We start from the raw sequence: 14,601 nt of genomic DNA, 5'->3' as shown, positions 1-14,601 counted from the left end.
GAAAGAGGAAATACATGTCAACTGGAACTGTGAAGTGGTTCAACGCCGAAAAGGGCTTCGGATTCATCACTCCTGACGACGGCAGCGCCGACGTCTTCGCACACTTCTCCGCCATCGCGACGAGCGGCTACCGCTCGCTCGAGGAGAACCAGAAGGTCGAGTTCGAGACCAACCAGGGCCCCAAGGGCCTGCAGGCCGAGAACATCCGCCCCCTCTGATTCTCTGATCAGTCGGAGCTGACGATCCGAGCGGCCGGTCATTCCAGCCCTCGCGTCTGAGACACCGAGAACCGCCCCTGACGTTCGCGTCAGGGGCGGTTCTGTGTGTCCGGGGTGGGTTTCGTGTCTCCGGGGCGGTTCCGCGCCTCCGGGCGACTCTCCTGCGGCTACTCCTGGACGGGGAGGATGAGCTCAGGACCATCGCCCTGCAACGGCGCCACCCGGTGGAAGACGAGCTGCTCCGCGACGTCGGTCGCTGCGGACACCATCTCGTCGACCTCGTCCTGGTCGGCCTCGTGGTGCGGATCGAGCCAGGCGTCCCAGCATTCCGGAGGCAGCGTCACGGGCGTCCGTGGGTGCAGCTCCTGCAAGGGACCGACCGCCGGCCGCGTGAGGATGGTCGCACTCAGCACCCAACGCCGTGGGTCGTCGTCCGGTAGCGAGCGATCGCGCCACCACGAGTAGAGGGCCGCGAAGACGATCGGTTCACCACCAGCGGTCTGCACGTAGTACGGGGTCTTCGTCGCACCCTCGGTGTGCCACTCGTAGTACCCGGCGGCAGGGACCAACGCGCGCTTCTGCTTGACCGATGGCGCGAACGTGGGCTTGGTGGTGACCTCCTCCGCGCGAGCGTTGAAGGTCGGGTACTGACTCTTCAACTCGGTGGCGAACGACGGCACGAGTGACCACCGCGCCGATTCGAGCCGGCGGACCACCGGCCCCGTCTTCACCGAGTCGAGGATGATCGGGATCTGCTCGGTCGGGCGCACGTTGTACGAGGGCCCGGGCAGCTCGGCAGCCGCGTGGTCGATGTCGAAGAGCTCGATGAGTTCCTCGGTGGATTCGGTCACGACGAAACGTCCGCACATGGGCCCAGCGTACCGGGCGCTGCTGACACCGCGGACCGCGTGTCGGTGGGATGCAGGACCATGGTCGAGTCATCCGTCAGTCGTCGTCGAGACCGGATCGAGCCGGTTGACTTGTTCGAAGATATGTTCGAATATTGAGCCATGGCCCTCCGCGCACTCGTCGACTCCCCCGTCAGGGCGGACACCGCGACCGAGCTGCACGAACTCCAGGGGCGCATCAAGCGGATGCAGGGGACGCGCCTCGACACCCGATCCCTGCCGACCGCTCCTGAGCTCTCCCGGCTCCTGCCCGGTGGCGCCCTCCAGGCCGGAGGCAGCTACTCCGTGCTCGGCTCCACGGCACTCGCCATGTCGCTCATGGCCGGACCGTCCGCAGCCGGGACCTGGTGCGCCGTCATCGGTCTCCCGTCGTTCGGCGTGGAGGCGGCGGCCTCCATGGGCATCGACCTCGAACGACTCGTCCTCGTCCCCCAGCCCGGTCCGGACTGGCTCACGGTCACCGCGGCCATGGCCGACGTCGCCGGCGTGCTCATCACAGCGCCTCCCGGACGGATCGCCCCGAGCGACGCCGCCAGACTCGCGGCTCGCCTCCGGCAGCGCGAGGCCGCACTGATCGTCCTCGGTTCCTGGCCGCAGAGCGATGCGACGTTGCGCGTGACCGAGAGCTCCTGGAGCGGCCTCGGGGCGGGGCACGGACATCTCCGGCATCGGCGGCTCACCGTCAGCTCGATGCTCGGCCAGGGGGCTGCGGGCCGGCCCAGGACCGCACACCTGACGCTGCCCCTGGGATCGACCGAGGGTCGCACCGCGCCGCTCGCCGGCTCCGGCCTCCTCGACGACGACACGGTCGTCCGGCTCCCGATGGTCGTGAACCGATGACGACCGAACCGCCTGCGGGACCGGTCGAGCGCACCATGGTCCTCTGGTGCCCCGACTGGCCGATCGTGGCGGCACGACTCTCCGGGACACTGTCCGAGGACACGACCGACGCTCCGCTGGCCCTGGTCGAGCATGGTGAGGTCCTGGCCTGCGACGCCACCGCACGTCGAGCAGGAGTGCGGCGAGGACTCCGTGTCCGCGAGGCTGAGGCCCGCTGTCCGGAACTGGCGACCGCCGACTACGACCCGGTCGTCGACACCCGCGCCTTCGAGCCGATCCTCCTCGGCATCGAGGAGCTCATGCCGGGCGTCCAGCCCTTCCGGGCCGGGCTCTGCGCCATCCGATCCCGAGGACCGAGCAGATACTACGGCGGCGAGTCGGCTGCGGCGGAGGTCCTCCTGGCCCGCCTCGACGAGCTCGGTGTCCCCGATGCGCGGATCGGCATCGCCGACGGCCCCTTCGCCGCGGAGCAGGCCGCGAGGTCCACCGCGTTCCAGCAGGACGGTTCCCGGATCATCGTCATCCCCTCCGGAGCCTCTCCCGCCTTCCTGGCCCCACTCCCCCTGTCCACACTCGGGCGCCCCGAACTCAGCTCACTGCTGCACCGGCTCGGGATCAGCACCCTGGGGGCGTTCGGCGCACTGCCCGCGACCGAGGTCCGCGACCGCTTCGGCCCCGACGGCGCCCGAGCGCACCGCCTCGCAGCCGGCGCGGACGCCCGAAGCGTCGTCCCTCGCGTGCCGCCGACGGAGCTGGCCGTGTCGATCGCCTTCGAGCCCCCGCTCGACCGCATCGATCAGCTGACCTTCGGGTTCCGGCAGTCCGCGGAACGGTTCATCACCGGCCTGGCCGAGGCCGGCCTCGTGACCACCGCAATCACGATCAGCATGCGGAGCGAGCGCGGGGAGCGCTCCACCCGCACCTGGCTCCACCCACGCTGGTTCACCGCCGGCGACGTCCTCGATCGCGTGCGCTGGCAGTTGCAGGGCGCGTCCAACATCGATCACGGACTCGCCTCCCCCGTCGAACTCGTCGAGGTCGTCCCGGAGACCCTCGACGACGCCGCGGAACACGAGGAAGGGCTCTGGGGCAGCGGACCGGATGAACGCATCTACAGCGGACTCGCCCGCGTCCAGAGCATGCTCGGTCACGACGGCGTCGTGACCGCGGTGCCGTCCGGCGGACGCCTCCTCCTCGACCGCCGCATCCTGGTCCCCTGGGGCAGTGTTCCACCGGGTGGTGAGGCGGCCGTGGCCGAACGCAGGAACCGGCCCTGGCCCGGGACCATCCCGGGAGCGGCTCCGTCGACCGTCTTCGACACCGCCGTGCCGGTCGAGGTCGTCGACGCGACGGGACTGGCCGTGGCGGTCGACGAGCGCAGCACCGTGAGTGCAGCGCCCGCACGGTTCTTCGCCCTCTCGGACTGGCACGTCATCGACGGCTGGGCCGGCCCCTGGAGCATCGACGAACGCTGGTGGGACGACGACGGCCACCATCGCGTCCACCGTCTCCAGGTCCTCGACGACTCGGGTGAGGCCTGGCTGCTCCTGTTGGAGGAGCAGCACTGGAGGGCCGAGGCCCGCTACGACTGAACCACATCACGTCCGCACCGCACCGCATGACGAAGGAGCCCAGCATGGGATGGAACAACCCCCCGGTCTCATGGTCGGAGTTCGAGCGCCGTCTGTCCGACGCGAGCCGACCGGCCACCCTGCCGCTGGGAGCCGACGGCGGGGACAGCCCGGCCTGGTCGCGGAAGCGTCAACCGTACGTCCCCGAACCACCGGAGCAGCGCCCGACGACGACGCGGGTCCCCTATGCGGAACTCCACGCGCACTCGAGCTTCAGCTTCCTCGACGGCGCGAGCCCGCCGGAGCGGCTCGTCGAAGAGGCTGCGGCACTCGGCCTGCACGCGCTCGCGCTCACCGACCACGACGGTTTCTACGGCGTCGTACGGATGGCCGAGGCGGCGGAACGGTTCCCCGACCTCCGGACGGTCTACGGTGCCGAACTGTCCATCGGCTTGGACCGGCCGCAGAACGGCGTCCCCGACCCCGTCGGGCATCATCTACTCCTGCTCGCCCGTCGAGCAGAGGGGTATCACCGCCTGGCCGGCGCGATCACGGACGCACAACTCGCCGACGGAGCCGAGAAGGGCCACCCGATCTACGACCTCGAGCGGCTCGCCGCTTCCGTCGCCGGCCACGTGACCGTGCTCACCGGGTGCCGCAAGGGGTTCGTCCGCACCGCGCTCCGTGAGCACGGTCTGGAGGCCGCCGCCGCCGCGGTCGACCGACTCGTCGCCCTGTTCGGTCCGGAGCACGTCGTCGTCGAGTTGAGCGACCACGGCCACCCGGAGGACTCGGCGGAGAACGATGCACTCGCCGAGATCGCGGCGTTGCTCGACCTCACCGTCGTCGCCACGGGCAACGTCCATTACGCCACGCCCGAGCAGCATCGACTCCAGACCGCGCTGGCGGCCGTCCGAGCACGACGCAGCCTCGACGAGCTCGACGGATGGCTTCCCGCGGCCGGAACCGCGCACCTGCGGAGCGGAGCCGAGATGGCGGACCGGTTCGCCAGATATCCCGGAGCGGTGGCACGGAGCGTCGAGCTGGCCGACGAACTCGCCTTCAGCCTGCGGGCGGTCCGCCCGAAGCTCCCGCGACAGCGCGTCCCGGAGGGCCATACGCCCATGAGCTGGCTTCGGCACCTCGTGCTCGAAGCCGTCCCCGTCAAGTACCCCGACGCCACTCCCGAGCACCTCCGACGCATCGAACGGGAGCTCGAGGTCATCGAGCAGAAGGACTTCCCCGGGTACTTCCTGATCGTGCACGACATCGTCAGTTTCGCCCGCGGCCGGGGCATCCTCTGCCAGGGACGCGGTTCCGCCGCGAACTCGGCCGTCTGCTACCTGCTCGGGATCACCGCCGTCGACTCGATCTTCTACGAGCTGCCGTTCGAACGGTTCCTCTCCAGCATGCGGGAGGAGGAGCCCGACATCGACGTCGACTTCGACTCCGACCGGCGCGAGGAGGCCATCCAGTACGTCTACGAGACCTACGGGCGCCGCAACGCCGCTCAGGTCGCGAACATCATCAGCTATCGGCCGAAGTTCGCCGTCCGCGACACCGCCAAGGCGCTCGGGTACAGCCCCGGTCAGCAGGACGCCTGGTCGAAACAGGTCGAGCGTTGGGGCGGGGTCATGTCGAGCGCCGACCACGACATCCCCGAGCGCGTCGTCGGTCTTGCGCAGCAGATGCTCACCCTGCCTCGGCACCTGGGCATCCACTCGGGTGGCATGGTGCTGACCGATCGGCCGGTCGGCGAGGTCTGCCCGATCGAGCACGGGCGCATGGACGGTCGCACGGTCCTCCAGTGGGACAAGGACGACTGCGCCTGGATGGGTCTCGTCAAGTTCGACCTCCTGGGTCTCGGCATGCTCTCGGCCATCCAGTACTGCTTCGACCTCGTGGCCGAGCACACCGGGGAGCGCTGGACCCTGGAGACCATCCCGAAGGACGAAGCAGGGGTCTACGACCAGCTCTGCCGGGCCGACACCATCGGGGTCTTCCAGGTGGAGAGCCGCGCGCAGATGGGCATGCTGCCACGCTTGCTCCCCCGCCGGTTCTACGATCTCGTCATCGAGGTCGCCATGATCCGCCCTGGGCCCATCCAGGGCGGCGCGGTGCACCCCTACCTGCGCCGGAAGACCGGCCAGGAGCCCATCACCTACCTCCACCCGAGCCTCGAACCGGTCCTCGAACGCACGCTCGGCGTGCCGTTGTTCCAGGAGCAGCTCATGCAGATGGCGATGGCCGTCGGTGGGTGCTCGGCCGAGGACGCTGACCTCCTGCGCCGGGCGATGGGATCGAAGCGCGGCGAGGAGAAGATCGAGAGCCTCAAGGACACGCTGTACCTCGGCATGGCCGGTAACGGCATCGTCGGTGCGGACGCCGATGCTGTGTACGCCAAGATCCAGGCCTTCGCCAACTTCGGCTTCGCCGAGAGCCACTCCCTGAGCTTCGCCCTCCTCGTCTACGTGAGCGCCTGGCTGCGCCTGCACTACCCGGGGGCCTTCCTCGCGGCCCTGCTCCGCGCGCAGCCCATGGGGTTCTACTCGCCGATGACCCTCGTCGCCGACGCCCGCCGACACGGCGTCTCCGTCCTGCGCCCCGATCTGCATCGCTCCGGCGCACAGGCCGACCTCGAAGCGCTCGACCCGGAGGCCACCCCCGGCGCCCCGGTCGCTCCCGGCGGGCGCACGCGCTGCCTCGAACACGAACAGGGGCCGACCGGGCTCTTCGATCCGCTCCTTCCCGACGATTCGGCAGGACACCGGCGCGACGGCGCACTCGCCGTCCGGCTGGGACTCTCCTCCGTCCAGGGGATCGGTGAGGAGCTCGCGAAGCGGATCGTCGCCGAACGGGAGTCCGGAGGGCTGTTCACCAGCCAGGCCGACCTGGCCAGGCGGATCGGCCTGAGCTCCTCGCAGTTGGAGTCGCTGTCGGCGGCAGGCGCCTTCGACGGATTCGGCCTCACCCGTCGTGAGGCGATGTGGGGCGCAGCGCAGGCCAGTCGGCATCGTCCCGACCAGCTCGAGGGGACGTTCACGACCGTGCAGCCGCCGTTGCTCCCGGTTCCGACGGCCGCCGAACAGCTCATCTCCGACATCTGGTCGACCGGGATGTCGACCGACGACCACCCCATCCGCCACGTCCGTGCCGAACTCACACGGCGAGGTGCGCTACGGTCCGACGAACTCCTGACGGCGCAGACGGACCGTCGCGTGGAGGTCGGGGGCGTCGTGACGCATCGGCAACGGCCGGCGACGGCGAGCGGCATCACCTTCATGAACCTCGAGGACGAAGCGGGACTCGTCAACGTGATCTGCAGTGTCGGCGTCTGGAACCGGTATCGCCGCGTGGCCAGGGAAGCCCCGGCGATGGTGGTCCGCGGCATGCTGGAGCGATCACCGGAAGGCATCGTCAATCTGGTGGCGGATCGGTTGGAAGCGCTCCGGATCGGGGCGAACACCCGTTCGCGCGATTTCCAATGACCCGTCACGACCAAACCGCGGCGGGCTCCTCCTCCGAACACCCTCTACAGCACAGCACGAGACTCATGGGATTCCCAGGCAGGCCCGGGGAAGGAATGACCGGGAGCCACCCGGCGTTGTCCCCAGTGTTGAGTAGACCAGAAGGGGGTCACCCATGGCGAGAGTGTACGAAGAGATCGAAGGCCGGACCGGCGAGGTGGAACGGTACCGTCACCACCCGAACGGCAAGGGCATGGTCGCAGCTCGTGCACTGATCGATCCGTCGGCGTTCATCGAACGCACTACCTTCGTGGAGGCTGACGCGGACATCCGTGCCAACGCCTGGATCGGTGCCGGAACCTGGATCGACCGGTCCGCGGTGATCGGCGAAGGCGCCTTCATCGGCGCGAACGTCCACATCGGGGAGCGCTGTGTCATCGGACGCGGAGCGCGGGTCGGAAGCGACGCCCGTCTCGGCGCCGACGTCCAGGTCGCCCACGGCGCGAGCGTCGATCGGGATGCCAGGGTCGCAGACCGCACCGTGGTCGGCAGTGAACGACCGGTCATGACCGAACCGACGGTCCGTCAGACGAACCGCGCCCCGCGCCGACCTCGTGCGAACGGCACCGACCGGTTCGGGAAGGCCGCCTGACCGGCAGACCGCTCCGCCACCGTCATGCAGGGCCCGGACTCGTGAGTCCGGGCCCTGCGTCGTCTCCGCCGGACGCGACACACATGTCAGACGACTAACATATCAGGATGGACCTGAAGGACTACCTGCGCATCCTCCGCCATCGCTGGCTGCTCATCGTCGCGATCACCATGGGAGCAGCGGCGCTCGCCCACGGGTACACCCTCATCACCCAACCCGTGTACCAGTCGACGGGCCAGCTGTTCGTCGCCGTCACCGGCGGCGACTCCGTCGGCGACCTCAATCAGGGCAACGCCTTCGCCCAGAGCCGCGTCGCCTCGTACGTGATCCTCGCCACCGGTTCGACCGTCCGGTCCACGGTGGCCGCCCGCCTCGACCTCGACCCCGCGTCGCTCATCGGGACGATCTCAGCGTCCAATCCCGCCCAGTCGGTCCTGATCGATATCTCCGCCGTCAACAGCGATCCGGTTGCGGCAGCCCGCATCGCGAACACCGCAGCCCAGGTGCTCGTCGACCTCGTCGACGACGTCGAGAGCGCCAACGAGGTGGACTCCGCCGGTGCGCTGGGCGATCCGACCCCGGTCGGGCTGACGATCGTGGAAGAGGCGTCTCCACCCCGGTCCCCCGTCGCGCCGAACGTGCTGCAGAACCTCGCGGTGGGCATCCTCGCCGGCCTCGCCCTGGGCGTCGGGATCACGCTGCTGATCGAGGTCCTCGACACCCGACTCCGCGGTCGCTCGGCGATCGAGAAGCTCACGGACACGAGCATCCTCGGCGCCTTCCACACGGAACCCACCGACGCGGCCCAACTCATCCTCGGATCGACGGAGAGCTACAGCCGGCGCGCCGAGAGTTTCCGGCAGCTTCGGACACACCTCCAGTTCGCCTCCATCGACGGCGGACTCCGCAGTGTGATGGTCACGTCCTCGGTCCCGGGCGAGGGGAAGAGCACAACCGCGGCGAACCTCGCGCTCGTCCTCGCAGAGGCGGGGAACTCCGTCCTCCTCGTCGATGCGGACCTGCGCCGACCCCGCCAGCACGAGATGTTCGGTCTCGAGGGTGCGGTCGGGCTCACGACCGTGCTCACCGGCAGGATCAGCCTCGGCGATGCCTCGCAAGCGGTCGACGGGGCGGGGCGTCTCGCCGTCCTCACCTCCGGCGAGCTGCCGCCGAATCCGAGCGAACTCCTCGGATCAGCAGCGATGGAGCGTGCGCTCTCCGAGATGGAACGCGCGTACGACGTGGTGGTCATCGACACGCCCCCGCTCATCAACGTCTCGGACCCGACAGCACTGTCGACCCTTGCGAGCGGCGTCCTGCTCGTGGCGTCGGCCGACGGCCGACTGCACCGCGACCAGCTCCGGCAGTCCCTCGAGAACCTCAGCTTCGTCCAGGCGAAGCTCCTCGGGGTCGTCCTCAACCGCATCGAGGTGGCTCGAGGAGAGCAGTCGTCGTCCTACGCGTACTACCACCGGACCGCCCCGACGCGTCGACCACGGCGGACCACCGCATGAACACCCCGCTCGATCCGCCTCCGACCCGGATCCTGATCGTCTGCACCGGCAACATCTGTCGATCCCCGTATGCCGAGTTCCTCCTCGGCGGTGGGCTGTCGGAGGTCGACGCGTCCGGCTTCGAAGTGCGGAGCGCCGGGACGGGCGCGCTGCGCGGACACCCGATCGACCCCTCGAGCGCGGCGTTGCTCGGTCCGCTCGCCGCGACGGCCGCCGGCTTCACCGCGACGCAGCTCACCGCCGACCTCGTGGCTCGACAGGACGTCGTCCTCACCATGACGCGGGAGCATCGCAGCGCTGTCCTCCGGCTGTGCCCGGAGGCGCTGCGTCGGACCTTCTCCCTGCGTGAGTTCGCCCGGCTCCTCGACACCGTCGACTCGGGACGACTTCCCCGCCCTCGAGCAGGGCGCTGGATGCGTCTTGCCCCCGAGCTGGCGGCCAACCGGACGAGCGCACGACTCCCGGATCCGGCCCAGGACGACGTCGTCGACCCGTTCGGTCAGGGCCCGGAGGTCTTCCGTCGGATGGCGTCGCAGATCGCCCCGGCGGTCGAGCGCATCATCGCGTTCGAGCGCACTGCCGTCGAGGAGGATTCGGGGCCTCGTTGAGGACGTCGGTGTGCCACTGCACCCACCGGCCCACGGACGGGCCGAGCACGCCGGAAACGACGAAGGCCCGCGATGATCGCGGGCCTTCGTCGTGGTGTTGCCGTCTGGCTGGGGTACCTGGACTCGAACCAAGAACAACTGAACCAGAATCAGTCGTGTTGCCAATTACACCATACCCCACTGTCAGAACCGAAGCCCCGACCGAAGAACAACACTAGCCTACGGAGGCGGCCGTCTCAAATCGAAGCGTCCCGGGCGCGTCGCGGAGCGCTCAGCCGGGGACGCCCGCGAGGTCCCGGTTGAGCGCTCTGGACACCCGAGCGCCGTTCCCGGCCGCGACGATGAGCTGCTGCGGGCCGGGAGGCGTGATGTCGCCGGCGGCGTACACGCCCGGCACGGACGTGCGACCCCAGGCGTCGACCACGACGTACCCGTCGGTGTCGCGATCGAGTGAGAGCTGTTCCAGATATCCGAGGGGCGCGGCCCACTGCGGCCGCACGAACCCCCCGGACCGTGGGATGAGCGCACCGTCGGCGAGGCGGACACCCGTGAAGCCGTCGCGACCGCCGTCGAGCTCCGCGATCGCTCCGCGCTCGACCCGGATGCCCGCGGAAGCGAGCGCGGCTTCCTCGGGGCCGGTGACGGTGTCGGTACCGTTCGTGAAGACGATGAGGTCCGACGACCACTGTGCGATGAGGATCGCCCATTCCGCCAGGTCCGTCGTCTCGCCGATGAGCGCGAGCGGTGCGTCGGCCTTCTCGTACCCGTCGCACTCGACGCAGCTGTGCAGATCCGTTCCGTAGAAGGCCCGCAGGTTCGCGACCTTCGGCAGCGTCTCCGTGAGACCGCTCGCGACGACGACCGTCCGGGTCACGACGTCGCGATCCGGTTCGCCGCGGACCCCCTGGGCGACGACGTGGAAGCCGTCAGTGGTCGCCTCGATCGACTGCACGGACGCGAACTGGACCTCCGCGTTCGTATACGCGGCGACCTCCTCGCGCCCCATTCGCCGGAGATCCAGCGGAGCGATGCCGTCGCGGGTGAGGAAGCCGTGCGAGCGCAGCGTCGCAGCGTGCCGTGGGCGATTGCCGTCGAGCACGAGGATGCGCCGACGCGCGCGCGCCAGGTTCAGCGCGGCCGAGAGTCCCGCGGGTCCCGCGCCGACGACGACGACGTCGTACGAGTCGCTCATGACCCGAGGTGCGCGGAGAGCCGATCGAGTCGCGTGATCGATTCCGTCTTCCCGAGGATCTCGAGCGACTCGAACAGCGGCGGGGAGATCCGACGCCCGGAAGCCGCGACGCGCAGCGGGCCGTAGGCGATACGGGGCTTCAGTCCGAGGCCCTCGATGAGCGCACCGGCGAGCGCGTCCTGGATCGATCCGGCCGTCCACTCCGACTCGGGGACGAGCTCGAGCGCGCCGATGGACGCGGCGAGCACCTCGCCGGCGTTCGCCGGAAGACCCTTGAGCGCGTCGTCCTGGTACTCGAGCTCCGCTGCACCGCGGAACAGGAAGCCGAGGAGCGCGGGGACCTCGCCGAGCAGCGCGATGCGCTCCTGGACGAGCGGAGCGGCCTGCTCGAGCACGGCCCGCTGCGCTTCGGTGACGGGCTCGCTCACCACGCCGGCCTCGACGAGATACGGCGTGATGCGGCCGAGGAAGTCGGCCGGCTCCAGCAGTCGGATGTGGTCGCCGTTGATGGACTCCGCCTTCTTGAGGTCGAAGCGCGCCGGGTTCGGGTTGACGTCGACGACGTCGAACGCGGCGATCATCTCGTCGATCGAGAAGACGTCGCGGTCGCCGCTCAGCGACCATCCGAGCAGCGCGAGGTAGTTGATGAGCCCCTCCGGCACGAAGCCGCGGTCGCGGTGGTGGAAGAGGTTCGCCTCCGGGTCGCGCTTGGAGAGCTTCTTGTTGCCTTCGCCCATGACGTACGGCAGGTGACCGAACCGTGGGACGAAGGTCGTGAGGCCGATGTCGATGAGCGCGTGGTACAGCGCGATCTGCCGCGGTGTCGACGGCAGCAGGTCCTCGCCGCGGAGGACGTGGGTGATCTGCATGATGGCGTCGTCCACGGGGTTCACGAGCGTGTAGAGCGGCTTGCCGTTCGGGCGCACGAGGACGAAGTCCGTGAACGACCCGGCCGGGAAGGTGATCTCACCGCGCACGAGGTCGTCGAAGCTGAGGTCGTCGTCCGGGACCCGCAGACGGAGTGCCGGCTCGCGGCCCTCGGCTCGGAACGCGGCGCGCTGCTCGTCGGTGAGGTCGCGGTCGAAGTTGTCGTACCCGAACTGCTTCGGCCGGCCGGCCGCCTCGTTGCGGGCGTCGATCTCGTCGGCGTTCGAGAAGCTCTCGTAGAGGTGCCCGGCAGCCGTCAGCCGTGCGATCACGTCGGCGTAGATGTCGCTCCGCTCGGACTGCCGGTACGGCGTGTGGGGTCCGCCGACGCCGACGCCCTCGTCCCAGTCGAGCCGCAGCCACGTGAGCGCGTCGACGAGCTGCTCGTAGCTCTCCTCGCTGTCGCGAGCGGCATCGGTGTCCTCGATCCGGAAGACGAGCTTGCCCCCCGTGTGCCGGGCGTACGCCCAGTTGAACAGCGCCGTGCGGACGAGACCGACGTGGGGCGTGCCGGTCGGCGACGGGCAGAACCGGACGCGGACGTCGGTGCCGGAAGCCGTGGAGAAGGGGTGCGTAATCGTGTCAGACATCGCCTGTCATCTTAGTCGCGCCGCCCACGGACGCGGCGATCCGCAGGAGTGCAGCGACGGCGGGGATACGGTCCGCGTGCTCGGCGCTGACGAGGTGGAGCGCCCGGTCGTCGTCGTTGCGCGTCGGCAGCACGACCACCTCGGTCGGCAGCTGTGCGGCCGCGAGCGCGAGGGTGGGTAGCAGGGCGACGCCGAGCCCGGCCGCCACCAGGGCGGTGACCGCGATCGCATTGTCGGTCTCGTGCGCGATGACGGGCTCGAAGCCGCTCGACCTGCAGAGACCGAGGAGATGACCTCGGCAACGCGGACAACCCGCGATCCAACGCTCACCGGCGAGGGCCGCGAGGTCGACCTGCCGATCACCGGCTCGAGCGTGGCCGACCGGGAGCACGAGGCGCATCGGGTCGGTGCCGAACCGGCGCACGCGGAGTCCGGCCGCGCTCTCCCGATGCGGGTCGTCCGGATCGCCCGGGTAGCTGAAGGTGATCGCGACGTCGGCTTCACCGGCACGGACCGCGGCGACGGCCTCCGGCGGTTCGGCCTCGACGAAGGAGACCCCGATCCCCGGATGCTCGTCGGCCAGGCGAGCGAGGAGCTGCGGCACGAGCATCGACGACGCCGAAGGGAAGGCGACGAGGCGCACCCGCCCACTCCGCAGCCCCGCGAGTGCCGCGACCTCCTCGGACGCCGCGCGCACCGCTCGGTCCACCGCCACCGCGTGTCCGGCGAGGATCGCACCGGCCTCGGTGAGGCGGACGCCGCGACCGACGCGCTCGACGACCGGCATGCCGAGCCGACGCTCGAGCCGGCGGAGATGTTGGCTCACCGCCGGTTGACTCGAGCCGAGCGCGTGCGCGGCGGCCGTGATCGACCCGGTCGAGGCGATGGCGCCGACGACGAGGAGAGAACCGGCGTCGAGGGCCGATGACGAGGGCTGCGGTGAGAGGGTGGACACCCTCGAAGCATAATTCCTCGTTATGGTTCTCATCGAGAGTCGGTCCTTGTCGTATGGATACCCGGCGAACAGACTGGATGCATGAGCACCCTCAGCCTCCAGGAAGCCAGCGGATCCTTCCCATCCGCACCCGGCTACCTGGCCGCCTGCACGCTGGGACTGCCGACGATCGGCACGACGGACGCGATCACGGCCGATCTCTCCGCATGGCAGGCGGCTCGAACCGATGCGGCCGCCTACGGCGCCGTCGTCGAGCGGGTGCGCGGCTCCTTCGCCGAGCTGGTACACGTGCCGGTCCGCTCGGTCGCGATCGGATCCCAGACATCCGCCATGGTCGCCATGGTCGCGGCGTCGGTGCCGGACGGCGCCGAGGTCCTCTGCGTCGAGGGCGACTTCAGCTCACTCGTCGCTCCGTTCCTCATGCAGGCGCACCGCGGCGTGCGTGTCCGCCACGCACCGCTCACCGAACTCGCTGCCCACATCGACGCCTCGACCTGGCTCGTCGCCTACTCCGCGGTGCAGTCGGCAACCGGCGCGGTCGCCGACGTGGTCGCGATCCGTGAGGCGGCGGCCGTCCACGGCACGCTGACGCTCAACGACCTCACGCAGGCGGCCGGGTGGCTCCCCGTCGACGCCTCGGCCGACGACATCACCGTGTGCCACGCCTACAAGTGGCTCTGCGCGCCACGAGGCGTGGCGTTCATGACGGTGCGCGACGAGGTGGTGGACCGCCTCCGGCCGAGCCAGGCCGGTTGGTACTCGGGTGACGACGTCTGGTCGTCCTGTTACGGCCCGTCGTTGCATCTCGCCGAGAGCGCACGACGGTTCGACGTCTCCCCCGCCTGGCAGGCCTGGGTCGGCGCCGAGCCCGCCATCGCCCTCTTCGCGGCGGTCGACGCCGTCGCCGTGTACGAGCACGACACCCGGCTCGCAGCAGCGCTCAGGGCGGGCATCGGCGAGAGCCGGTCGCTCCTCACCGGGACGGCCTCGGCCATCGTCACGTGGACGGATCCCGATGGACACGACCTCCGGGCGCTGCAGTCGGCCGGGATCACGGCATCGGGTCGCGCCGGCCGGGCGAGGGTCGCGTTCCACCTCTGGAACACCGACGACGACGTCGCAGCTGCGCTGACCGCTCTCGGTCAGCGCAGCTGACGCG

12 protein-coding genes and 1 tRNA gene are annotated in these 14,601 nt (G+C 69.9%); 8 read left to right on the top strand and 5 right to left on the bottom strand.

The window, feature by feature from the left end; translation table 11 throughout:
* Window positions 1-14: 14 nt before the first annotated feature.
* The gene (locus tag ACLIME_RS03240; RefSeq protein ID WP_056006986.1) at window positions 15-218 is read left to right on the top strand and encodes a cold-shock protein; all 204 of its coding nucleotides are present in this window, start codon (window positions 15-17) and stop codon (window positions 216-218) included.
* Window positions 219-385: 167 nt separating this feature from the next.
* Here the strand turns inward: ACLIME_RS03240 and ACLIME_RS03235 are convergent, their stop codons facing one another.
* On the bottom strand, window positions 386-1,087 hold the full coding sequence (locus tag ACLIME_RS03235; RefSeq protein WP_079705628.1) for an SOS response-associated peptidase: 702 nt from the start codon (window positions 1,085-1,087) through the stop codon (window positions 386-388).
* A gap of 141 nt (window positions 1,088-1,228) precedes the next feature.
* Between ACLIME_RS03235 and ACLIME_RS03230 the strand changes: the two genes are divergently transcribed.
* The 6 genes from ACLIME_RS03230 (at window position 1,229) to ACLIME_RS03205 (ending at window position 9,778) form a co-directional block, all read left to right on the top strand.
* Window positions 1,229-1,966, top strand: coding sequence for a hypothetical protein (locus ACLIME_RS03230; RefSeq protein ID WP_193555816.1), 738 nt, complete (start codon window positions 1,229-1,231; stop codon window positions 1,964-1,966).
* A complete protein-coding gene (locus ACLIME_RS03225; protein WP_411558182.1) occupies window positions 1,963-3,558 on the top strand; it encodes a DNA polymerase Y family protein in 1,596 nt (531 codons plus the stop codon). The genes ACLIME_RS03230 and ACLIME_RS03225 overlap by 4 nt, the downstream gene beginning before the upstream one ends.
* Before the next feature lie 44 nt (window positions 3,559-3,602).
* Window positions 3,603-7,025, top strand: coding sequence for an error-prone DNA polymerase (locus ACLIME_RS03220; RefSeq protein ID WP_411558181.1), 3,423 nt, complete (start codon window positions 3,603-3,605; stop codon window positions 7,023-7,025).
* Window positions 7,026-7,179: 154 nt separating this feature from the next.
* Complete coding sequence (locus ACLIME_RS03215; RefSeq protein WP_079002213.1) at window positions 7,180-7,656, top strand: DapH/DapD/GlmU-related protein; 477 nt, start codon at window positions 7,180-7,182, stop codon at window positions 7,654-7,656.
* Window positions 7,657-7,763: 107 nt separating this feature from the next.
* Complete coding sequence (locus ACLIME_RS03210; RefSeq protein WP_411558180.1) at window positions 7,764-9,170, top strand: polysaccharide biosynthesis tyrosine autokinase; 1,407 nt, start codon at window positions 7,764-7,766, stop codon at window positions 9,168-9,170.
* Complete coding sequence (locus ACLIME_RS03205; RefSeq protein ID WP_411558179.1) at window positions 9,167-9,778, top strand: low molecular weight phosphatase family protein; 612 nt, start codon at window positions 9,167-9,169, stop codon at window positions 9,776-9,778. The genes ACLIME_RS03210 and ACLIME_RS03205 overlap by 4 nt, the downstream gene beginning before the upstream one ends.
* Before the next feature lie 105 nt (window positions 9,779-9,883).
* On the opposite strand, the gene ACLIME_RS03200 is transcribed toward ACLIME_RS03205, so the two are convergent.
* The 4 genes from ACLIME_RS03200 to ACLIME_RS03185 all read right to left on the bottom strand — a co-directional run bounded on the left by ACLIME_RS03200 (window position 9,884) and on the right by ACLIME_RS03185 (window position 13,442).
* Window positions 9,884-9,958 (bottom strand) — tRNA-Gln (locus ACLIME_RS03200).
* Between the two features lie 91 nt (window positions 9,959-10,049).
* Window positions 10,050-10,970 carry an NAD(P)/FAD-dependent oxidoreductase gene (locus ACLIME_RS03195; RefSeq protein WP_159878345.1) on the bottom strand — a complete coding sequence of 307 codons (921 nt, stop codon included), beginning with the start codon at window positions 10,968-10,970 and terminating at the stop codon, window positions 10,050-10,052.
* The gene (gltX, locus tag ACLIME_RS03190) at window positions 10,967-12,487 is read right to left on the bottom strand and encodes a glutamate--tRNA ligase (RefSeq protein WP_411558178.1); all 1,521 of its coding nucleotides are present in this window, start codon (window positions 12,485-12,487) and stop codon (window positions 10,967-10,969) included. The genes ACLIME_RS03195 and gltX overlap by 4 nt, the downstream gene beginning before the upstream one ends.
* The gene (locus tag ACLIME_RS03185; protein ID WP_236555409.1) at window positions 12,480-13,442 is read right to left on the bottom strand and encodes a LysR family transcriptional regulator; all 963 of its coding nucleotides are present in this window, start codon (window positions 13,440-13,442) and stop codon (window positions 12,480-12,482) included. The genes gltX and ACLIME_RS03185 overlap by 8 nt, the downstream gene beginning before the upstream one ends.
* An 81-nt stretch (window positions 13,443-13,523) precedes the next feature.
* On the opposite strand from ACLIME_RS03185, the gene ACLIME_RS03180 reads away from it, so the two are divergent.
* Entirely contained in the window at window positions 13,524-14,597 is a 1,074-nt protein-coding gene (locus ACLIME_RS03180) for an aminotransferase class V-fold PLP-dependent enzyme (RefSeq protein ID WP_124769069.1), read from the top strand.
* Window positions 14,598-14,601 lie beyond the last annotated feature (4 nt).

Origin of the sequence: Plantibacter sp. MPB07 (assembly GCF_046619465.1) — a bacterium.
Classification (GTDB): domain Bacteria; phylum Actinomycetota; class Actinomycetes; order Actinomycetales; family Microbacteriaceae; genus Plantibacter; species Plantibacter auratus.
The sequence above is the reverse complement of the archived record's forward strand: the minus strand, read 5'-3'. Positions and strand labels throughout refer to the sequence as shown.